Source organism: Streptomyces roseofulvus, assembly GCF_039534915.1.
GTDB classification, from domain to species: Bacteria; Actinomycetota; Actinomycetes; order Streptomycetales; family Streptomycetaceae; genus Streptomyces; species Streptomyces roseofulvus.
Map to the genome: position 1 here is coordinate 3,185,315 of NZ_BAAAWE010000001.1, position 20,079 is coordinate 3,205,393.

Annotated in this window: 17 protein-coding genes and 1 tRNA gene; 8 read left to right on the forward strand and 10 right to left on the reverse strand. The window is 74.5% G+C overall.

Features of this window, described 5'->3' with window-relative positions:
* Positions 1 to 31: 31 nt before the first annotated feature.
* Both ABFY03_RS14675 and ABFY03_RS14680 read left to right on the forward strand, forming a co-directional pair.
* Complete coding sequence (locus ABFY03_RS14675) at positions 32 to 637, forward strand: helix-turn-helix domain-containing protein (RefSeq protein ID WP_346170084.1); 606 nt, start codon at positions 32 to 34, stop codon at positions 635 to 637.
* A 173-nt stretch (positions 638 to 810) separates the two neighbouring features.
* Complete coding sequence (locus ABFY03_RS14680; RefSeq protein ID WP_319009365.1) at positions 811 to 2,130, forward strand: MFS transporter; 1,320 nt, start codon at positions 811 to 813, stop codon at positions 2,128 to 2,130.
* Here ABFY03_RS14680 and ABFY03_RS14685 read toward each other — a convergent pair.
* Together ABFY03_RS14685 and ABFY03_RS14690 are read right to left on the reverse strand one after the other, a co-directional pair.
* Positions 2,063 to 2,845 carry a S16 family serine protease gene (locus ABFY03_RS14685; RefSeq protein ID WP_319009415.1) on the reverse strand — a complete coding sequence of 261 codons (783 nt, stop codon included), beginning with the start codon at positions 2,843 to 2,845 and terminating at the stop codon, positions 2,063 to 2,065. The two genes, ABFY03_RS14680 and ABFY03_RS14685, sit on opposite strands and share 68 nt — an antisense overlap.
* Positions 2,846 to 2,936: 91 nt before the next feature.
* On the reverse strand, positions 2,937 to 4,025 hold the full coding sequence (locus tag ABFY03_RS14690; RefSeq protein WP_346170085.1) for an alpha/beta hydrolase: 1,089 nt from the start codon (positions 4,023 to 4,025) through the stop codon (positions 2,937 to 2,939).
* 102 nt (positions 4,026 to 4,127) lie between these two features.
* Here ABFY03_RS14690 and ABFY03_RS14695 point away from each other — a divergent pair, with 102 nt between their 5' ends.
* Positions 4,128 to 5,093 (forward strand): helix-turn-helix domain-containing protein, encoded by a 966-nt coding sequence (locus ABFY03_RS14695; protein WP_346170086.1) that lies wholly within the window; start codon positions 4,128 to 4,130, stop codon positions 5,091 to 5,093.
* Between the two features lie 39 nt (positions 5,094 to 5,132).
* Here ABFY03_RS14695 and ABFY03_RS14700 read toward each other — a convergent pair whose 3' ends face one another.
* The 8 genes from ABFY03_RS14700 to ABFY03_RS14735 all read right to left on the reverse strand — a co-directional run bounded on the left by ABFY03_RS14700 (position 5,133) and on the right by ABFY03_RS14735 (position 13,815).
* On the reverse strand, positions 5,133 to 5,774 hold the full coding sequence (locus ABFY03_RS14700; protein ID WP_189847334.1) for an IclR family transcriptional regulator: 642 nt from the start codon (positions 5,772 to 5,774) through the stop codon (positions 5,133 to 5,135).
* A gap of 417 nt (positions 5,775 to 6,191) precedes the next feature.
* Complete coding sequence (locus ABFY03_RS14705; protein ID WP_037879424.1) at positions 6,192 to 7,985, reverse strand: DEAD/DEAH box helicase; 1,794 nt, start codon at positions 7,983 to 7,985, stop codon at positions 6,192 to 6,194.
* Positions 7,986 to 8,177: 192 nt separating this feature from the next.
* Entirely contained in the window at positions 8,178 to 8,567 is a 390-nt protein-coding gene (locus tag ABFY03_RS14710) for a type II toxin-antitoxin system death-on-curing family toxin (RefSeq protein WP_346170087.1), read from the reverse strand.
* The gene (locus ABFY03_RS14715; protein WP_030221768.1) at positions 8,564 to 8,764 is read right to left on the reverse strand and encodes a ribbon-helix-helix protein, CopG family; all 201 of its coding nucleotides are present in this window, start codon (positions 8,762 to 8,764) and stop codon (positions 8,564 to 8,566) included. Before ABFY03_RS14715 ends, ABFY03_RS14710 begins: the two co-directional genes overlap by 4 nt.
* Positions 8,765 to 8,809: 45 nt before the next feature.
* On the reverse strand, positions 8,810 to 10,270 hold the full coding sequence (locus tag ABFY03_RS14720; protein ID WP_346170088.1) for an MFS transporter: 1,461 nt from the start codon (positions 10,268 to 10,270) through the stop codon (positions 8,810 to 8,812).
* Positions 10,271 to 10,352: 82 nt separating this feature from the next.
* Positions 10,353 to 10,619, reverse strand: coding sequence for a hypothetical protein (locus tag ABFY03_RS14725; RefSeq protein ID WP_319009370.1), 267 nt, complete (start codon positions 10,617 to 10,619; stop codon positions 10,353 to 10,355).
* Positions 10,620 to 11,025: 406 nt separating this feature from the next.
* Positions 11,026 to 13,392, reverse strand: a complete 2,367-nt coding sequence (locus ABFY03_RS14730; protein WP_346170089.1) for a hypothetical protein — start codon at positions 13,390 to 13,392, stop codon at positions 11,026 to 11,028.
* Between the two features lie 12 nt (positions 13,393 to 13,404).
* Positions 13,405 to 13,815, reverse strand: a complete 411-nt coding sequence (locus ABFY03_RS14735; protein ID WP_319009372.1) for a hypothetical protein — start codon at positions 13,813 to 13,815, stop codon at positions 13,405 to 13,407.
* A gap of 309 nt (positions 13,816 to 14,124) precedes the next feature.
* Between ABFY03_RS14735 and ABFY03_RS14740 the strand changes: the two genes are divergently transcribed.
* The 5 genes from ABFY03_RS14740 (at position 14,125) to ABFY03_RS14760 (ending at position 20,075) form a co-directional block, all read left to right on the forward strand.
* Positions 14,125 to 14,199, forward strand: a tRNA-Cys gene (locus ABFY03_RS14740).
* A gap of 162 nt (positions 14,200 to 14,361) precedes the next feature.
* Complete coding sequence (locus ABFY03_RS14745) at positions 14,362 to 14,745, forward strand: hypothetical protein (RefSeq protein WP_319009373.1); 384 nt, start codon at positions 14,362 to 14,364, stop codon at positions 14,743 to 14,745.
* A 71-nt stretch (positions 14,746 to 14,816) separates the two neighbouring features.
* A complete protein-coding gene (locus tag ABFY03_RS14750) occupies positions 14,817 to 15,791 on the forward strand; it encodes a protein kinase family protein (protein ID WP_319009374.1) in 975 nt (324 codons plus the stop codon).
* Between the two features lie 5 nt (positions 15,792 to 15,796).
* Positions 15,797 to 17,965: a protein kinase domain-containing protein gene (locus tag ABFY03_RS14755; protein ID WP_346170090.1), complete on the forward strand. Its 2,169-nt coding sequence runs from the start codon at positions 15,797 to 15,799 to the stop codon at positions 17,963 to 17,965.
* A 28-nt stretch (positions 17,966 to 17,993) separates the two neighbouring features.
* The gene (locus ABFY03_RS14760) at positions 17,994 to 20,075 is read left to right on the forward strand and encodes a protein kinase domain-containing protein (protein ID WP_346170091.1); all 2,082 of its coding nucleotides are present in this window, start codon (positions 17,994 to 17,996) and stop codon (positions 20,073 to 20,075) included.
* The last annotated feature ends 4 nt before the right edge of the window (positions 20,076 to 20,079 follow it).

Here is a 20,079-nt window from a genome sequence, read left to right on the forward strand (position 1 = left end):
AACGGGTTCTTTGCATGCCTACGCTCGACCCATGCCGAACGAGCAGCCTCAGCCCCGGCGGGCGCCCTGGCCGCAGGACACCCGCGTGCTCGACCCGCGGTCCCTGCGCGGCCTCGCCCACCCGCTCCGCATCCAGCTCCTCCGCTCCCTCCGCCACGACGGCCCCGCCACCGCCTCCGGGCTCGCCGGACGCCTCGGCGAGTCCAGCGGCGCCACCAGCTACCACCTCCGCCAGCTCGCCGCCCACGGCTTCGTCGAGGACGACCCGAGCCTCGGGAAGGGGCGGGAGCGGTGGTGGCGGGCCGTCCAGCGGGGCATCAGCTGGGACGAGTCCCTGCACCACGACACCGACCCGGCGGTGCGGGGCGCCGCCGACCTCCTCCTGCACGAGGTCGCCGCCCACCACACCCAGGAGCTGTCGACCTGGATCGCCACCCGCCACGACTGGGACCCCGTCTGGGCCGGCGCCTCCGACATGAGCGACTTCACCCTGCGGCTGCCGCCGGCGGTCGCGCGCGACCTCGGCGAACGGCTGCACGCGCTGATCGACGAGTACCGGGACCACCCGGAGGCGGACGCGGCGGACGCGGCGCGGGTACGGCTCCACCTGCACGCGTTTCCGCAGCGGGAGGGGTGACGGGGGCGTGACGCGTGACGGGGGGGCCGCTGCGCGGGGCTCCTCCCCCATCCCGCCCCTTCCCGTAACCGGGGCTCCGCCCCGGACCCCGCGCCTCAGACGCCGGCGGGGCTGAAACTCAGCGCCACCGCCCACCACCGCCGCACCCACCCGCCCACCCCGGGGGACCACAAGTGAAGAACGCGCCCGAGCCCACCGAACCGCTCGACAAGAAGCCCCTGTTCGCCGTCCTGACCGCCAACGCCGTCTCCATCGCCGGCAACGCCCTCACCCTCATCGGCGTCCCCTGGTTCGCCCTGGAGACCACCGGCAGCCCCGGGAAGGCCGGCTTCGTCGCCTTCTGTGCCGCGCTGCCGGTCGTGCTCTCGGCGATCGCGGGCGGGCCGGTCGTCGACCGGATCGGGCGCCGCCGGGTCGGGATCACGTCCGACGTGGTCTGCGGGGCGGCCCTCGCCGCGATCCCGCTGCTGCACCACGCCGGGCTGCTCTCGTACGGGCTGCTGTGCGTGCTGATGGGCGTCAGCGGTCTGTTCCACGCCCCCGGCGAGACCGCCCGGTACGTCATGGTGCCGGACCTCGCGGCGCGCGCCGGGACGCCGCTGGCCCGGGCCACCAGCCTGTTCGACGCGGTCAACCGCGGGGCCAGGATGGGCGGCGCCGCGCTCGGGGGCGTCCTGGTCGCGGTGGTCGGCGCCGACACCGTGCTGCTGCTGGACGCGGTCACGTTCGGCACCTCCGCCGTGCTCACCGCCGTCGGGCTGCGCCGGGTCGCCGCCGCCGCCCCGCGCCGCGACGGGCCGCCGCTCTCCGCCGCGCGCTACCGCGCCGACCTGCGGGAGGGGTACGCGTACCTCTTCGGCGACCGGCTGATGCTCGGCGTCATGCTGCTGGTGATGGTCACCAACGGGCTCGCCCTGAGCTGGAGTTCGGTGCTGCTGCCGCTGCACGCGAAGGAGCACCTGGGCGGCCCGGCCGCCCAGGGTGCGGTGGTCGCCGTCTTCGCGGGGTCCGCGCTGGCCGCGGCGCTGCTCTACGGGGCCGTGGGCCACCGCTACCCGCGCCGGGCGGTCCTCACGGCGGGCTTCGTCCTCGCGGGCGCCCCGATGTACCTGGTGGCGGCGGCGACCTCGTCGGTGGCGCCGCTGCTGGTGACGGCGGTGGCGGGCGGGCTCGGGGCCGGGGTGCTCAACCCGATCCTCGCGACCGTGATGTACGAGCGGGTGCCGGAGGAACTGCGCAGCCGGGTGGCCGGTGCCAGCACCGCGGGGGTGCTGATGGCGACCCCGCTGGGCGGTCTGGTGACGGGTCTGGTGGTGGAGCGGGCGGGCCTGACGGCGACGCTGCTCGGCACCGCCGGGCTCTATCTGCTGGTGACGCTCGCGCCGGCGGTCTTCCCCGCCTGGCGCGGCATCGAGAAGGTCTCCCTCAGCAGCTCGGAACCTTCGACTCCTGACCCTGCTCCAGCGCCCGAAGCGCCCCGATCGCGTCGCTGAGGGACGCGACGGGCACGAGCCGCATCCCGTCCGGGAGTTCGGCCTCCGCGTCCGAGCACTCGTCCTTCGGCACGAGGAAGACGGTGGCGCCGTCGCGGGCGGCGGCCTGGGTCTTGAGGGAGACGCCGCCGACCGCGCCGACCTTCCCGTCCGGCGCGATCGTGCCCGTGCCGGCGACGGTCTTCCCGCCGGTGAGGTCGCCGCCGTCGCCGTCGCCGTCGAGCTTGTCGACGACCCCGAGGGCGAAGAGCAGGCCGGCGCTGGGTCCGCCGACGTCGGCGAGGTGCAGCTCGACCTTCACCTTCGCCGGGTCCAGCTTCAGGTAGTTCAGGGCGGCGACGGCGGCCGCGTCCTGGGACTCCTTCATCTGCCCGAGGTTCCGCCGCTCGATCTCGGCGTCGGACTTCCCCGGCGGGTACACGGAGTCGTGCGGCAGCACCGCCCGGTCCGTGCGGAACCAGGCGTCGGCGACGTCGGCGAGGTCCACGTCGGTGCCGGGGCCGGTGGCGAGGATGGTCGTCATCCGCAGCTCGCCGGTGGTGGGGCGGACCGGGGCGCCGGTGATCGTGATGACCTCCCGGCCCTTGTCCTTGCCCAGGACGTCGGCGGTGGTCCCGGGCTGGGCGATGGCGAACGGCAGCGGCGCGAGCCCGGCCACGGCGACCAGCGCCACGACGGGCACGGCGCACGCGGCGAGCACACGGGACCGGGGCATACGGGAGAGACGCGAGAGCACGCGTCCAATCTACTGGGCCCCGGATACGGGCCGGGTCAGCGACCGGTGCGACGCCGGGGCCCCGCACGGGTCAGCGGCCGGTGCGGCCCAGGGTCCCGCCGAAGAAGGCGCGCAGCTCCCGCCGGACGGTCGCGAAGGCCGCCGCCGCGTCGCCCGGGCCGACGAGCCCGTCCCGTACCGCGTCCGTGACGAGCCCGGCGGCGTGCACCTGGGGGACGACGGCCGCGTGGTCGGTGAAGACCCAGTGGTTCGCGGCGCGCAGGGTGCGGCGCCGGGCCCGCAGGCCCGCCCAGGAGCGGGCGATCCGCTCGGCGCCCTCGAAGCCCTCGGTGTCCATCAGGAGCAGCGGCCGGTGGCCCGGCCAGGGCTCCAGGTCGAGATAGCCCTCCAGGTCGGCGACGGCCCGGATCCTCGGGTCGCGGGCGGCGAGCAGCGCGGCGGCGGTGCCGCCCGCGGAGTGCCCGTAGATCCCGGTGCGGCGCGGGTCGGGCACGGTACCGAGCGGCAGTTCACCGAGCCGGTCGAGGACGAGCCGGAGGTCGGCGACGCGGGTGTCGACCATGGTGCGGAAGGTCGCCGGGTCCGGCGGCCCGAACAGGACGGTCTCCCGGACCGTCCCGTCGGGCAGCTCCACCTGGGTCGCCTCGCCGGGATGGTCGACGAGGACGACGACCGCGCCGTGGCCGGCCAGCTCCTCGGCGAGGCCGCTGCCGAGGGTGCGGGCGTCGCCGCCGCCGGGCGTGTACAGCACGACGGGCCTGCGCCCCGGCAGCGGCGGGGCCCCGGCGTGCGCGTGGGTCAGCGTCCCGGCCCAGTCGACCCCGGCCGCCGGCAGCCCCCGGACCAGGGGCGCGATCAGGCCGAAGGCGGCCGCCTCGGCGGCGGTGAGCTGCGGGGCGCGCGGGAGTCCGGCGACGGTCCGGGCCGGGTAGACGGCGCTGACGACGACCTGCCGGGCGCCGCGGGCGGGGTCCCACGGGTCGGTGCGGCCCCGGTCGGTGAAGGCGTGCCGGACGACGCCGACGGGGTGCGGGCCGGTGGGCGCGGGCAGCACCGGGACGAACGGGGCGGCGGCGTGGGCGGCGGGGCCGGCGTGGGCGGCGGAGGCGCCGCCGAGCAGCGCGGCCTTGGCGAGGGTGCGGCGGGAGAGGGGCTTCATGACCGGCATCCTGGAGCCCGGGCCCGCGCCGGGCCGAGCCTTTCGGCCGTGCCCTGAAGGCTCGCCCCGGGGCGCGGGAGGGTCGACGGAGAGGGTGGGGACGTGCTGCGGGTGCGTTTCACGGTGGAGGACCTGGCCCGGGTGCGGTGTGCGCCGCGCCCGTCACCGGTGCCGGAGCTGCACGCGGCGCTGCTGATGCTCGGCGCCCCGCACGAGGGGCTGCTCTTCGGCAGGTGGCGGTCCAGGGTCGCGCGGGCCCTGCCGGCGGCCGCGGCGCCGCTGGCCGATCTGGTGCCGGGCGGCTCGGCCCCGGTCTTCCTGGACGTGCGGGGCGGGAGCCGGGAGGAGGGCTTCGCGGAGATCAGGGCGGCGGCGCCGGAGCTCGTACGGTCCGAGCTGGCGCGGGTGTACGCGGGGCGCGGCCCGGCTCCGGCGTGGATCAGGGCGCTGCACGCGGGCGAGGCGGAGGGCTGGCGGACGCTCGCCGCCGCACAGCGGGCGGCGTACGGGGCGGTCCTGGCGCCGGTGTGGGGGCGGGTGCAGGACCTGCACCGGGCGGAGTTCGCCCGGCACGCGGTGGCGCTGGCGGAGGGCGGGCTGGGCGCGGCGCTGGCGGCCCTGGCGCCGGGTTCGGTCTTCGAGGGCGGGGTGTGGACGTGGCCGGCCGGAGCCGGGGCCGCGGTGCGGGAGGTGCGCCTCGGGGGCCGGGGGCTGGTGCTGGCGCCGACCTTCCACTGGCGGGGCGGGCCGCTGGTGCAGGACCGGCCGGGGCGGCCGGTGGTCGTCGCGTACCCGGCGGGGCCGGGGCTGCCGCCCGTACCGGAAGAGGACGCCGGCGGGCCCGAGGAGCCGCTGGCGGGCGTCCTGGGCCCGACGAGGGCCGCGCTGCTGCGCGCCCTGCCCGCGCCGCGGACGACGACCGAGCTGGCCAGGGCGCTGGGGGTGTCGGCGGCCACGGTCTCGGCCCACACCGCGGCCCTGCGCGCGGCGGGTCTGCTGGCCACGGCCCGCACGGGCCGGTCGGTCCACCACAGCCGCACGGCGACGGCGGAGCTGCTGCTCCGCTGAGCCGCGGCCGCCGTGGTGGACCCGGTGCGCGCGGGGCGGCTACCGCAGGGCGTCGGCGACCTCGCGGGCGGCGTCCACGACACGGGGGCCGACGCGCTCCGGCACGGCGTCCGCCAGCATGACCACACCGACGCTGCCCTCTATGCCGGTCACGCCGACCAGCGGGGCCGCCGCCCCGCTCGCCCCGGCCTCCAGCTCGCCGTGGGTGAGGGTGAAGCCGGGGTCGATCAGGGTGCCCTGGCGGGCGGCGAGGATCGCCCGCCCGGCCGCGCCCCGGTCCAGCGGGTGCCGGAAGCCGGCCCGGTAGGCCACGTGGTAGTCGGTCCAGGTGGGCTCGACGACGGCGACGGCGAGCGCCTCCGCCCCGTCGACGAGCGTCAGGTGCGCGGTCGCGCCGATGTCCTCGGCGAGCGAGCGCAGCGCGGGCAGGGCCGCCTCCCGCACCAGCGGGTGGACCTGGCGGCCGAGGCGCAGCACGCCGAGGCCGACGCGGGCCCGGCCGCCGAGGTCGCGGCGGACGAGGGCGTGCTGTTCCAGGGTGGCGAGCAGACGGTAGACCACGGTCCGGTTGACGCCGAGTTTGTTGGACAACTCGGTGACGGTCAGGCCGTGGTCGGTGTCGGCGAGCAGCTTGAGGACTCTGAGCCCTCTGTCGAGCGTCTGGGAGGTCTCCGCGGTCACGACGCCCTCTCCTTCGGAAAGTGAGTGGCGGCGGCTCCCACGGGGTTCGCGGCGCCGGTCCCGTCGGCGACGCACGTCAGAGGCCGCCGGCAGGAAGGGGTACACCGGCTGCGCTCCGCGGCGGCGCTGCCACGGGGCGGTTGCTTTGTGCCGGGACAGTAGCGACCCGCTCCGCTCAGCGGAAGACCTCGTCCAGAATCCGGGCGCGGGCGACCGGATGCGGACGGTTCAGGACTTTCGTCGGCCCTCCTCGGGACTTTGGCTGACAGATGCGGCTATGTCGTGCCCGTAGCGTGGAGGGTGCCGGGTGGCCGTCCGTGGGGGCCGGCCCCGGTGCCGTACCGCTTCGCACGGAACGGCGGAGAGGCCCGTACGACCGCCGTCGTACGGGCCTCTCCCCTGTCTTCCCCCGGGGGCTCACCGCATCCGGGTGGCCCACTCCTGCACCTTCTTGATCCGCTCGCGGATCTGCCCGGCGGTGGCCTCGGCGCTCGGCGGGCCGCCGCAGACCCGGCGCAGCTCGGTGTGGATCACGCCGTGCGGCTTGCCGCTCTGGTGGACGTAGGCGCCGACCATGGTGTTGAGCTGTTTCCGCAGCTCGAGGAGTTCCTTGTGGGAAACGACGGGGCGCCGCTCGGCCGGAAGCTCCAGGAGGTCCGCCTCGCTGTCGGGGCGCTTGCGGCTGTGCGCGATCTGCCGGGCCTGCCGCTTCTGGAGGAGGAGCTGCACCTGGTCGGGTTCGAGGAGGCCGGGGATGCCGAGGTAGTCCTGCTCCTCCTCGCTGCCGGGGTGGGCCTGCATGCCGAACTCGGCGGCGTTGTAGAGGACGCGGTCGAAGACGGCGTCGGACTCCAGCGCCTCGAAGGGCAGCATGTCCTGCTCGCCGGTGTCCTCGTCCTGCTGCTTCTCGGCCTCCGCGAGCTCCTTCTCGGACTCGGCGTACGGGTCCTCCTCGCCCTCCTTCTTCGGCTTGTCGAGCACGTGGTCGCGCTCGACCTCCATCTCGGTGGCGAAGCCGAGGAGGCTGGGGATGGTGGGAAGGAACACGGACGCGGTCTCGCCGCGCCTGCGGGATCGTACGAAGCGGCCGACGGCCTGCGCGAAGAACAGCGGGGTGGAGATGGTGGTGGCGTACACGCCGACGGCGAGGCGGGGCACGTCGACGCCCTCGGACACCATGCGGACGGCGACCATCCAGCGGTCGGTGGACTCGCTGAACTCGTCGATGCGGTCCGAGGCGGCGGCCTCGTCGGAGAGGACCAGGGTCGCCTTGGTGCCGGTGATCTCGCGGATCAGCTTGGCGTAGGCGCGGGCCGATTCCTGGTCGGAGGCGATCACCAGGCCGCCCGCGTCCGGGATGGACTTCCGCACCTCGGTGAGGCGCTGGTCGGCGGCGCGGAGCACGTTCGGCATCCACTCGCCGCGCGGGTCGAGCGCGGTGCGCCACGCCTGCGACACCGCGTCCTTGGTCATCGGCTCGCCGAGCCGGGCGGCGATCTCGTCGCCGGCCTTGGTGCGCCAGCGCATGTTGCCGCTGTAGGAGAGGAAGATGACCGGCCGGACGACGCCGTCGCCGAGCGCGTTCCCGTAGCCGTAGGTGTAGTCGGCGGAGGAGCGGCGGATGCCGTCGTTCCCCTCCTCGTACGTCACGAAGGGGATCGGGTTGGTGTCGGAGCGGAACGGGGTGCCGGTGAGGGCGAGCCGGCGGGTGGCCGGGTCGAACGCCTCCAGGCACGCCTCGCCCCACGACTTCGAGTCACCGGCGTGGTGGATCTCGTCGAGGATCACGAGGGTCTTGCGCTGCTCGCAGCGGTTGCGGTGGAGCATGGGCCGCACGCCGACACCGGCGTAGGTGAGGGCGACGCCGTCGTACTCCTTGCTGAGCGGCCCGGCGCTGTACTCCGGGTCCAGCTTGATCCCTATCCGCGCGGCGGCGGCCGCCCACTGCTTCTTCAGGTGCTCGGTGGGGGCGACGACCGTGATCTGCTGCACGACGTGGTGGTGCAGCAGCCAGGACGCGAGGGTCAGGGCGAAGGTGGTCTTGCCGGCGCCGGGGGTGGCGACGGCGAGGAAGTCACGCGGCTGTTCCTGGATGTACTTCTCCATCGCGCCCTGCTGCCAGGCTCGCAGCTTGTTGGCGGTGCCCCAGGGAGCCCGGCCGGGGAAGGCGGGAGAGAGGTGATGAGAGGAGGTGGCGGTGGTAGTCACGATCTCCGGTTACGGTTCGACGCTTTACGGTTCGACGCTCGTCCAGACGACGTCCAGATATGACAACCGGGCCACCTTACCGGCGGGGCGGCCGGAACCTCGATCGAACACGGGGCGGCCGGCGCTCTGACCTCGGGCCGTGCGGCGAGTCTCACATCCGCGGGCCGGCCCGGGCGCGGCGGGACGGGGCCGTTCTCAGACCTCCGGGTCGAGCAGCGCGCGCAGCTCCTGGGCGATCGTCTTCACCTCGTCGGTGCGGCCCGTGGCCACCTCGATGACGAGTCGTTCCGCCGCGTCGATGTCCGGCCGCAGCTGGATGCCGTTCATCGCCAGGAACGTCACGCAGGACAGCCAGGCGGTCCGCTTGTTGCCGTCGAAGAACGGGTGGTTGATCACGAGGGACTGCAGGAGGGCCGCCGCCTTGTCGAGGAGGCCCGGGTACGCCTCCTGGCCGAACATGGCGGCCGACGGCCGGTGGACGGCCGATTCGAGCAGCCCCGCGTCCCGAACGACGATGTCCTGGTCATCGACCGCGTATCCGGCGATGACCAGGACATCCTCGGCACTGAGGTAGACACACGTCACTTGAGGCGCTCCATCAGCTCGTGCCACTTGGCGGCCTGCTCCATGGCCGTCTTCCGCACGATCGCCTGCTGGGCGGTACGTGCCAGGTAGTCGTCGACCGCCTGGAGGAGTATGGCGTGCATGCTGGTGCCCTCCTGCTCGGCACGGAGCTTGAGGGCTTCGGTCTGGTCGTCACGGAGACGCAGGTTCATGGCCATACCAGAACGGTACCACCGGCTGGGGCCAGAGTGGTACCACTCGGGTCATCGGCCTTCCGCCCCGCCCCGCAGCCGCGTCGCCACCCACGCCCCCACCGCCGCGACCCCCGCCATCGGCAGGAAGACCACGGCGAAGGCGCCGGGGTGGGACGCCTCGGACGCGGCGGCGCCGACCGCGTGCCCGACCGCCCCGCCGCCGAGCGCCGCGAACGCCGCGCCGCCGGCGGCGAGCAGCAGCACGTTCGACAGCCCGTCGGAGATCTGCAGCGCGGCCGAGTTCGCGCCGGCCTCCTCCGGCGGCGACAGCTTCAGCAGCAGCACGCTCGTCGAGGCGATCACCACGCCCATGCCGAGACAGCCGAAGGCCCAGGCGACGGCGACCACCCACACCGGCACGCCCGGCAGCAGCACGCCGGGCGCGGCGGCGATCGCGGCCGCCACGAGCAGCATCCCGAGCACGACCAGCCGCTCCCGGTACGGCTCCGTCCACGGCCGCGACTGGATCCACGAGCCGAGCGCCCAGGTCAGACCGCCGACCGCCAGCGAGAGCCCGGCGAGCGTGGGGCTGAGCCCGCGCTGCGTGACCAGCATCAGCGGCACGAACGACTCGGCCGCGATGAACGACCCGGCCGCCACCCCGCGCAGCAGCACCACGGACGGCAGTCCGCGCGCCGCCCGCACGGTGCCGCGCGGCAGCAGCCCCCGCACGGCCGGCACGAGCAGCGCCGCGCCCACGGCGGCGGGCAGCAGCGACAGCCAGCGCAGCTCCTGCCCCGCGTACTGGAGGAGCCCCGCGCCCGCCGAGATCGCGAGCGCCAGCAGGATCCGCCGCCGGTCCCAGGGCGCGACCGGCGCCGACGGATCGGCGGGCCCGGAGGCGGTCCGCCGGATCGCCGGCAGCGCGAGGGCGAGCGGCAGCGCGACCAGCGCGGGGATCCCGACGAAGACCCACCGCCACCCCAGGTGCTCGGTGATCGTCCCGGCGGCGAGCGGCCCGACCACGGACGGCACCACCCAGCTCGCGGCGAAGGCCGCCATGATCGCGGGCCGCAGGTGCTCCTCGTACGCCCGGCTGACGACGACGTACAACGCGACGATCACCAGCCCGCCGCCGAGCCCCTGCACCGCCCGCCCGAGGACGAACACCCCCATCGCGCCGGCCGTCCCCGACAGCAGCAGCCCCGCCGCGAACGCGCTCATCCCGGCCGTCACGGGCAGCAGCGGCCCGTTCCGGTCCGACCACTGCCCGGCGACGACCATGCCGAAGAGGCTGGTCGTGAAGTACGCGGAGAACGCGAACGCGTACACCGATATGCCGTCCAGCTCCCGCGCGGCGACCGGCATGGCGGTACCGACCGCCGTCGCCTCGAAGGCGATCAGCAGAACGACGGAGACGATGCCGACACTGAGCGCGCGATGACCGGAGTCCAGGACGGAACCCCGGGGTGCCACGGGGACGGGCGGGCCGGCAGGGGTCTCGGTCTCACGGGGTTCGAGGGCGCTCATGGGCCCAGGGTAAGGGTCATCTCATGGGATGACCCCTGTCGCGGGACGGATGCGGCGTTCCCCCTTTGGACCTACGCCCGCCCTACTCGGGCAGCGGCCTGAGAACGGGCTTCTCGGTCAGCCCGGCGTCGTTCTCACAGCCGAGCTCGCGGACGACGGCGAGGGTGGCGGAGTGGAGGATGGTGAGGTGGGCTTCGCGGATGGGGGCGGTGTCGGGGAGTTTGGAGCGGTTGTGGCCGAGCGTTCCGCGGATGCGGGCGGGACGCTTGCCGGAGCCTTCGAGCCGGGGGCTGACGCACCTGACGAAGAGGTACGCCTTGCTCGGCCCGGACTGCGCTTCCACTCCCATGTCGTAAGGGTGGAGTCCTCGGGGATGGACGTCTCCGAAGAGCTCGTCGTCCACGTAGAGGCCGAACCGGATGTCCACCCTGTCCGTTTCGGTGGATGAGCCGGCACGGCACATGGGCCGGTGCAGCGTCAGCCCCTTGGCCGCTTCGTGGTCACTGACCAGGTCATTCGCTGTCCGCTCCACACCGCCCCGGGGAGCCTGGTCGAAGCGTTTCGTCTTCAGTACCGTCTCCAGAGCACGCGCCGCCTCCGGCGACAGCGTGTCATCACATTGCTGCTCGGCCCTGACGCGCTCCGGTTCCGGTTCCTCGCCCCCGCCACACGCGGTGGCCAGAAGACACACGGCCATGCCGGAGACGACGCCCTTGAGTGCCCTCCGCATGCCAACCGACGACGGTCTCATGTTCTCACCCCGTCTCCGGTCCGTTGCCGAAGTCCTCGGTGTACGAAGAGCCCGTCTCATATCCGCCGGTCACGGCTCCGACGAGGTCCTCCATGAAATTACTGTCGATGTGATCCCTGTGCAGGTCGATGAAGTGCTTCATAGGGGACTCCGCGCTGTGCCGCCCCTCCACGAAGATGGCGCCGCTGGCCTCGTCGGCCTTGTCTTCCGTGGCCTTCTTGTGTTCCTCGACGGCCTTCTCGGACCAGTCTCCGACCACCACTCCGGCCAGCGTCTCCATGGCTCCGGCGCCTGTGTCGACCGCGAGGGGGACGAGGATCGCGGCCGCGCCTGCGGCAGCGGCGGTGGCCGGCAGGAAGGCGACGCCCGCCGCAACGGCGGCGGTCGCCCCGAACTGCACCCACGCGCCGCGTTCTTCCTGCGCCTTCTCGAAGTCCTCCTGGACCTTCTCGCCCTCGGCCTTGATCTGCGCCGCGCACGCCTCGTCCAGCACTGCCTGAACCGTGGCCCCCATGCGTACGGCCTCGCGGGCGTGCCCCTTGTCGATCTGACCCTCGGAACCGACCTGTGCCTCCAGCATGCTCGCCGTATAGAGGCGATCCGCAGTGGACATCGACGCGAAGGCGTCCGGATGCTGACCCAGGACACTCAGAAACTTGACGGCGGCCTGCCTGCCGAACTCCGGGTGGCACTCACTGATGTCAGCGGCGTCCTTCAGCGACTTGCCCTCGACGTCAGGCGCATAAAGAGAGTCCGGGTAGTTGTCGCTCATGGCCCAACTCAGATCATCGATGTACCCGGCACCCATGTTGCCCAGGCTGTCGGCCAGAGCGGAATGATGCTTCTTGACCAACTCGGCGTCATCACCGTACTTCTCCACGACATCCTTCATGACCTGGGCCGTGGTCGCGTCCCTGTTCAGCGCAGGGTGCGGATCGTCCCAGGCGTGCCCGAGCGTCGCCGCCTCCAGCGCGTGTCCCAGCGCGTCCGGCATGTAGTCCTTGGCCTTCGAGGGGTCGTCCCCGATGGCGTGGTCCGAGAAGGACGCGTACTTCTCGTTGGCGAAGAAGTCGAGGTACGTGTCGACGGCGTTGCCGTCCTTGTCCGTCCCCAGGTCCAGCGTCCCGCCCACGCTCCCGTCCCGCTCGTACGACGTCGGCTTGGCCGAGAAGAACTCCTTCGCCGCCTCCGGGCTGTGCCCCAGCGCCTCCAGCACCGGGATCACCGGGTCGAAGCCGTAGCCGTTCGTCCCCGAGGGGTTGTACGTGCCCTGGGCGCCGGGGCCCGTCATCATGCGGTCGGGACGGAAGAGGTCCGGTTCCCTGGCGTGGAGCTGGGTGACGTGTTCCGCGACGGGGACGAGGAACTTCGGGTGGTAGTCGCCGTACCGCAGCAGGCCGCCGAGCAGCTGGTAGCCGTACGGGCCCGTGCCGTCGGGGCGCGACGGGAGCGGGACCCGCTCCGTGCCGAGCCGCCGCATCTCCGCGGACCACTCCTTCGCCCAGCCCTCGTCGCCGCGCGTGGCGTTCGCGAGGTTGAGGCCCAGGTTCTTCTGGAGGGCCTGGACGTCCGCCAGGCGCTCCTTGTCACGCTCCTCCGAGCCCTGCCCGCCCGTGTCGGCGGCGAGCTCGCCGAAGAACCGCAGCGCACCCTCGCCGCCGAGCCGGTCGTAGAAGGTGCGGGAGAACCACCCCACCTTCCGGTTGTCGGCCAGCAGCTCGTTGAGCTGTTCCAGCTCCGCGTGCGTGAGCTTCCGGCCCTTCTCGGCCAGCCCGACCGCCCGGTCGACCTCCTCGGCGTCGAGGCTCGCGTACTTCGGGGCGCTGAACTGGTGCGTGTCGCCGGTGATGTCGGCACGCAGGGCGTTGGCGCAGGCCACGTCCGCGTCGTCGCAGCGTTCGAGGACCGCGTCGATGCGCGCCTTCAACGCCTTGATCTGGGCCTGTTCCTTGCGGTAGACGAGAGCGAAGTCCGGGTCACGGCGGGCGGCGACGTCCTCCCCGACCGGCTCGCGGGCCACGACGGTGCCGTCGGTCCGCACCAGGAGCCCCTGGCCCGGCGCGTCGGTCTCGACGAGCCTCGTCAGCTCGTCCTTGGCCTTCTTGAAGGTCTGGTACCCGTCCTCCAGGACCCTGTGGATGCCGTCCGCCGCCTTCGCCGCGTCCGCGAACTCCTTGGCGGTCTTGTCGATGAACGGCTTCGTCACCTCGGCGTTCAGACCGCGCCAGTCCTCCGCCCTGGTCTGGTCGACCATCGTCCGGCGGGCGTCCTCGGCGAGCTCGTCCAGCTTGCGCTTCATCTCGGACCAGCGGTCCGCCGCGTCCTTCATCCGGGCGAGCGGCGCCCGGTAGACACCGTCGAAGGTCAGCACGGTCGCTCCCCCCTACTTGAAGTACTCGCTGATCTTGGACACGGACAGGGACGTGCCGACCTCGACGTCGTCCTTCGCGTGCGAGGCCACGCTGTAGTCGAGGTGGTTGGAGATGTGCGCGACCGCGTGCAGCAGGGTCCGCAGCTGGAAGCCCCAGGTCTCCTGGACCGTCTGCAGCGCCGCTCCCGTGCGGAACCCGTGGCCGGACAGCGCGATCGCCGCCTCGTTGCCGTCCGTCCGCGCGTGGTTGCCGTCCTTCGCCAGCCGGCCGTGCAGCTCGTACGCGGCGTGGCCGATCGCGCCGAGGTGGTCCTGCTTCACGGACAGGTCGACGCCGGGACTCCAGCGCCCCGGGTCGGCCGGCGCTCGGTTGAGCCGCATCGCGCCGCCCTTCGCCGCGGCCCACTCGTCCTCGAACGACACGTCGCTCCCCCGTCCGCCACTGAGGCCCCGGAGTTTACGCACGCACACGGCACTGCACAGACGTACGCGTCGAATTCCAGCCGGGCGCGGAAAGTCGGGGCACCGCACCCCAACAGCGCTTCCCCGACCCCCGCTTGAACGTTTACTCCCGCTATCCAGCCACCCCTCACAGCACCGAATCCATCAGGTCCGCCCGCCCTTCCATGAACGGCGTGTGGCAGCGGTGTTGCAGTCCCGTGGCACGGCCCCGATCTCCCTTGAGCCCCTCCCCCACGCCCCCTAACGTCGTCGTTGTCGCCACACCGACACGACCGTGTGCCCGAGTGGTTCAGGGGCTCGTCTGCAAAGCGAGTGACGTCGGTTCGAATCCGACCACGGTCTCCACAGGCCGAGGCCCGCACCCGTCCGGACGGGTGCGGGCCTCGGCCGCGCGCACATCCCTCACACCCCTACGAGGCGGGCACCGTCGTCACGGGCCCTCGTCGGCCGCGGACCGGGGGGCCGTGATCTTCACAGGCCCGGCGCCCGTGTGTCACAGTCCGCCGCATGGATGATCGAGTCAGACGCAGGGTGGGCATCCTCGTGGGTGTCGGGCTGGCCGGGGGGCTGCTTCCCGGGGTCACGATGGGGGCGGAGACGGTCGACGTCCTGCTCTCCGTGATGATCGCGACGATGGTGATCGTGGTGCTCACCCAGCTCGTGTTCATCGGGCCCTCGGGGCGGGTGCCGGTGCGGATGCTCCTCGTGTTCGGGGGGCTGGGGTTTCTTCAGGACGCGCTGATCTGGTGGTTGCTGTCCTGGCTGGCGCCGAAGATCTCGGCGATGCACGTCGAGGGGTGGGGGACGATCCTGCTCGCCGCGCTCCTCACCCGTACCGCGATGGTCGTCGCCTCGCAGCTGACCTCGCGGACGGAGATCGCGGCGGACTGACGGTCTCGCCGCCGCGCGCCCTCGGTAGGCTCGCCACCGAGAGGCGATGACGACGGCGGGGGGACGCACAGGTGGAGACGGCGCGCGCGCACGGGGCTCCCGGTTCCGGGGCGTCGGGGCGCATCGGTCCGTACCGGCTGATCACGCGGCTCGACCCGCCCGGCTCCCCCGCCCTCCCCTGCCGCCGGTTCGTCGCGCGCGGCGGCGACGGGGAGACCGTGCTGCTGAGCGTGGCGCCGCCCGGCGGCGATCCGCGCGCGTTCGCCGCCGAGGCCGAGGAGGCGCGGCGACTGCCGGCGCCCTGGTTCGAGCCGGTCGGGCGGGTGTCGGGGGCCGGTGAGCGGCAGGCGTGGTACGCCGCGCCGTTCCGGCCCGCGCTGCCGCTGCCCGTGGCGCTCGCCGTGCACGGCGGGCCGCTGCCGGAGGCGACCGTACGGGCGGTCGGCGCGGCCCTCGCCGAGGGGCTGGCCGCCGCGCACGCGCAGGGGTTCACGCACGCCGGGATCTCCCCCGCCGCCGTGCTGCTGACCGCCGACGGCCCCCGTCTCACCTGCCACGGCGCCGTCCGGGCCGCCGGGCCCGACGGCGTGCCGCGCGCCGGGCTTCCCGGGCTCGACCCGGGCGCGCTGGCGCCGGAGCAGGCCACCGGCGGCCGGCCCCGACCGCCGGGTGACGTGTTCGCGCTCGGCGCCGTCCTCGCGTACGCCGCCACCGGCCACACCGTCCCGGAGAGCGCCGAGCTCCCGCCCGCCCTGCGCGGCCCCGTCCTGTCCTGCCTGACCCGCGACCCCGCGCACCGCCCCACCGCCGCCGCCCTGCTGCCCGCGCTGGCGCCGCCGGCCCCGCACGCGACCGTGCTGAACTCCGCCGCGTCCCTCCTCGCGCCCGGCTGGCTGCCCGGCCGGGTCGTCGCCGCGCTCGCCCGCCAGTCCGCCGAACTCCTCGCGGCGGAGACCGAGACGGACGCCCGCGACGAGGCCCGCTCCTTCGCCGCGCTCCCCACCGCGCCCGCGCCCGCCCGCCCGCACGACCCCCGACGGACCTGAACCCGATGCTGTCGCCCCTGACCCATGACGATCCCGCCGCGATCGGTACGTACCGGCTCCTCGCCCGCCTCGGCTCGGGCGGCATGGGGACGGTGTACCTCGGGCGCTCCCCCGGCGGCCGGGTCGTCGCGCTGAAGACGCTGCACGCCCGGCTCGCCGCCGATCCGGTGTTCCGGGGGCGGTTCCGGCTGGAGACGGACGCGGCCCGGATCATCGGCGGGCGGCACGGCGCGGCCGTCGTCGACGCCGATCCGCTGGCGGAGACGCCCTGGCTGGCGACCGAGTACGTGCTGGGGCCGCCGCTCGACCGGGCGGTGAGGCTCGGCGGGCCGCTGCCCGAGCCGACGGTACGGGCCCTGGGCGCGGCGCTCGCCGGGGCGCTCGGGCGGCTGCACGCCTCGGACGTGGTGCACCGGGACCTGAAGCCCTCGAACGTCCTGGTCACCGCGTACGGGCCGAAGATCATCGACTTCGGCATCGCCCGGGCCGCCGGCGACGACCACCTGACCCGCGCGGGCTCGGCGGCCGGCACGCCCGCCTACATGTCGCCGGAGCAGGCGGGCGGCCTCGAACACGCCCCGGCCGGCGACGTGTTCGCGCTCGCCGGGGTGCTGCTCTTCGCCGCCACCGGCCACGGCCCGTTCGGCACCGGCTCCCCCGCCGACCTGCTCTACCGCGTCCGGTACGCCGAACCCGACCTCTCCGGGCTGCCGCCGGGCCTGGTCCCGCTGCTCTCCGCCTGTCTGGCGAAGGACCCGGCCGCCCGCCCCACCACGGACGTCCTCACCGCGCGACTCCACGACGGGCAGGGGGAGTTCGCCGACCATCTGCCGCCGGTCGTGCTCGCCGACATCGCCCGGCGGGCGACGGACGTGTGGCTGCCGCTGCCGGAGCGGCTGCCGGCCCCGGAGGCCGACCCGTACGCGGAGACCCGGCCCGCCGCCGCGGGGGCCGGCCGCTCGCCCTCCCGGCGCCGCTTCCTGGCGCTCGGCGGCGGCGTCCTGCTCGCCGCGGGAGGCGCGGGCGGGGTGCTCTGGGCGACCCGCGACACGGACCGGTCCACCGGCGCGCAGCTGCCGAAGGCGCCGCTGCTCGGCGACGCGCCGGACTCGCTCTGGAACGCGAACCTGCTGGTCCCCAAGATCGCCAGGGACCGTGCCTTCCCGCTGGTCGCCGGCGACCGGGTCGCGGTCCCCGCCGGGCTCGGCGTCGCCTTCACGGACACCGGCTCGGGCGAGACCGCCGGCGTCTGCACGGTGGACACGGCCTGGCGGGCCCTCGCCACCGACGGGACCGAGGTGTACGCCGTCCCCCGGAAGCCGGAGGACGCCCACCACGACTTCGCCTTCCACACGATCGACACGGACCGGTTCGAACTCCGCCGGCCCGGCACCCGGGTGCGGGGCCTCAACGCCAACATGGCGGCGACCCAGCTCCCGTGCGTGGCGGACGGGATCATGTACGTCGGGGGCGCCACCGGCACCCGGGCGGACTTCGGCGAGAACCTGATCGCCGCCGTCGACGTCCGCACGGGCCGGGAGCTGTGGCGGGCCCGGCCCGTCGAGCCGCCGCGGGAGGACACCCCGCCCGTCACCGCCGCCGCGGTCCGCGACGGCCGGTTCGTCGCCGTCGAGTGGACCGCCGACACGCTGCGGACCGGCCGGCTGCTGCTCGTCGTCCGGGACGCCCGCACCGGCGCCGTCCGCTGGAGGCAGCCCGTCGTCCTCCCGGCCGAACGGATCTGCCTGGACGGCACCCACGTCTACTCCGGTGGCCCCGACCTCGTCGCCCGCCGGCTCACGGACGGGAGCGAGGCATGGCGGCTCCCGGCCGGGACGAACGACGCGTATGCCGCCCCCGAGCTCCGCGACGGGACCCTGTACACGGTGTCGGAGACGGGTGCGCACGCCTTCGCGCCGGACTCCGGGAAGCGGCTGTGGCAGGAGTCGGCTCCGCAGGACAACCCGCCGCTGTACGCCTCGGAGCAGTACCTCGCCGTGGGCCCGGGGCACCTCTTCTACCGGACCCGCCTCGGCCTCGCCGCGGTGGACCTGAGGACCCGCCGCCGCTCCTGGGTGTACCAGACGGACGCCGACCACTTCGTCGAACTCCCGGAGCGCCGGCGGATGTTCGGCGTCGGTGCCGATTCCCTCATCGCCCTCCCCCTGAACTGATACGACCCGGACAAGGACGTGACCTTCCGTGAACCCCCTCGGCTTCGGCGACCCGCTCCGGCTCGGGCCGTACCGTCTCGTCGGCGTGCTGGGCGAGGGCGGCATGGGCAAGGTGTACCTCGCGGCGGGGCGGGACGGGCGGCCCGCCGCCGTGAAGGTGCTGCGCCCCGAACTCGCCCACGACCCGGACCTCGCCCGGCGGTTCGTGCGCGAGGCGCACACCGCGGCGGCCGTGGAGAGTCCCGGGGTGGCCCGGGTCCTCGCCGCCGAGGTGGAGGGCGGACGGCCGTGGATCGCCACGGAGTTCCTGTCCGGGCCCACCCTCGAAGAGGCCGTCGCCCGGTACGGGCCGCTGGACGAGCAGGCGGTACGGATGCTCGCGGCGGCGCTCGGCGAGACGCTGCGGGACGTGCACGCGGCCGGGCTCGTGCACCGGGACGTCAAGCCGGCGAACATCGTGCTCACCGCCGACGGGCCCCGGCTGATCGACTTCGGCATCGCCCGCCCCGAGCACGGCCTCACCCTCACCACCACCGGCCAGATCCCCGTCACGCCCGGCTACGGGGCGCCCGAGCAGGTCCTCGGGCAGCGGGTGACGGGCGCCGCCGACGTGTTCTCGCTGGGCGCGGTGCTCGTGTACGCGGCGACCGGCCGGCGCGCCTACGACGGCCCGCACGTCGCCGCCGTGCAGTACGCGGTCGTCCACGAGCGGCCGGACCTCGGCGGGCTGCCGCCCGCGCTGCACCCGCTCGTCGCCCCCTGCTTCCAGCACGACCCGGCGCTGCGGCCGACGCCCGAGCAGATCGCCCGCGCCTTCGCCCCGCAGGGCTCCGGCGGTCGGAAGGCCCGGGAGGTGTGGCGTCGGGGGCCGCTGCACGAGGAGGCGAAGGGGCGGGAGGCGGAGATCCGGCGGCTGACGGCGGCCACCGTCGTCCCGGGTCCGGACGGTGCCGGTGCGCGAGGGCCGTCCCGGCGGCGCGTCCTCGCCGGCTGGGGCGCGGGCGGTGCGCTGCTCCTCGCCGGGGGCGGCGGGACCGCCTGGTGGCTGCTCGGCGGGAAGGGGGCGGAGCCGCCGGCGGCCGGGGACGCCCCGGCCGCGGCGCTGCTGGAGGGGAAGAACGCGGGCATCCGCCCGAAGCCCCTGTGGGGGCCGCTGGAGGCGGCCGCCTCGGGCCCCCTGCCGACGCCGGTGGTCCTGCGCGACGTGGTGGTCTTCGCGGCCCGGGACGGCGGTCTCACCGCGCTGCGGGTGGTCGACGGCACGGCGAAGTGGACCCACCGGGAGCTCTCCGCCCGGGCCGGCCAGGTGGCGGTGAACGACGACGAGTTCGCCTGCGCCGACGCCTCGGGGCGGCTGTCGGTGCGGAACGCGTCCACCGGCGAGGAGGCGTGGGCGGTGGACGGCGCCGAGGCCGCGCTGTTCCTGGCCGCCACGCCCGAGGGCGTCTACTTCCTGACCTCGGCGGGGAAGCTGCGGGCCGTGGACACGGCGGGGCGGCGGATCCGCTGGACGGCGGAGTCGGCGGAGGACCCGGCGGGCGCCTCCGTCCCGCTCGCCGCCGCCGGTCCCGGCCGGCTCGTGCTGGCGGGGACGAACGGCGACCTCACCGTCCTGGACACGGCGGACGGGCGGACGGCGTGGAGCGTGAAGGGCAAGGCGTCCAAGGCCCTCCAGCCGGCGATCGAGGGCGACACGGTCTACGCCGGCGGGGAGGTGCTCAGCGCGTTCGCCCTCGCGGACGGCGAGCGCCGCTGGGAGGTGAAGGGGTACGGCGACTGGGGGCCGCCGGTGCCCGACGCGGACGGTCTGACCGTGACCAGCGGCGGTCTGGCGTACCGCTACCTGAAGGACGGCACGCGGACCGACCTGTGGATCGTCACGCTGGTCAGCCCCTATCCGTCGATGCAGCCGCCGGTGGTGCAGGGCGACTGGATCTGGGTGGTCGAGGGCAACCACACGGAGGCGGGCGTCTCGGCCCTCTCCAAGTCCGCGAAGGACCGCCTGTGGACCTACGAGCGGGAGAACCCGGGCCCGTGGGCGGTGGCCGCCGCCGGGAACCGGGTCTTCCTCCTCAGCAGGGGCAGGATCGTGGCGATGCCCACCGCCTGACGCC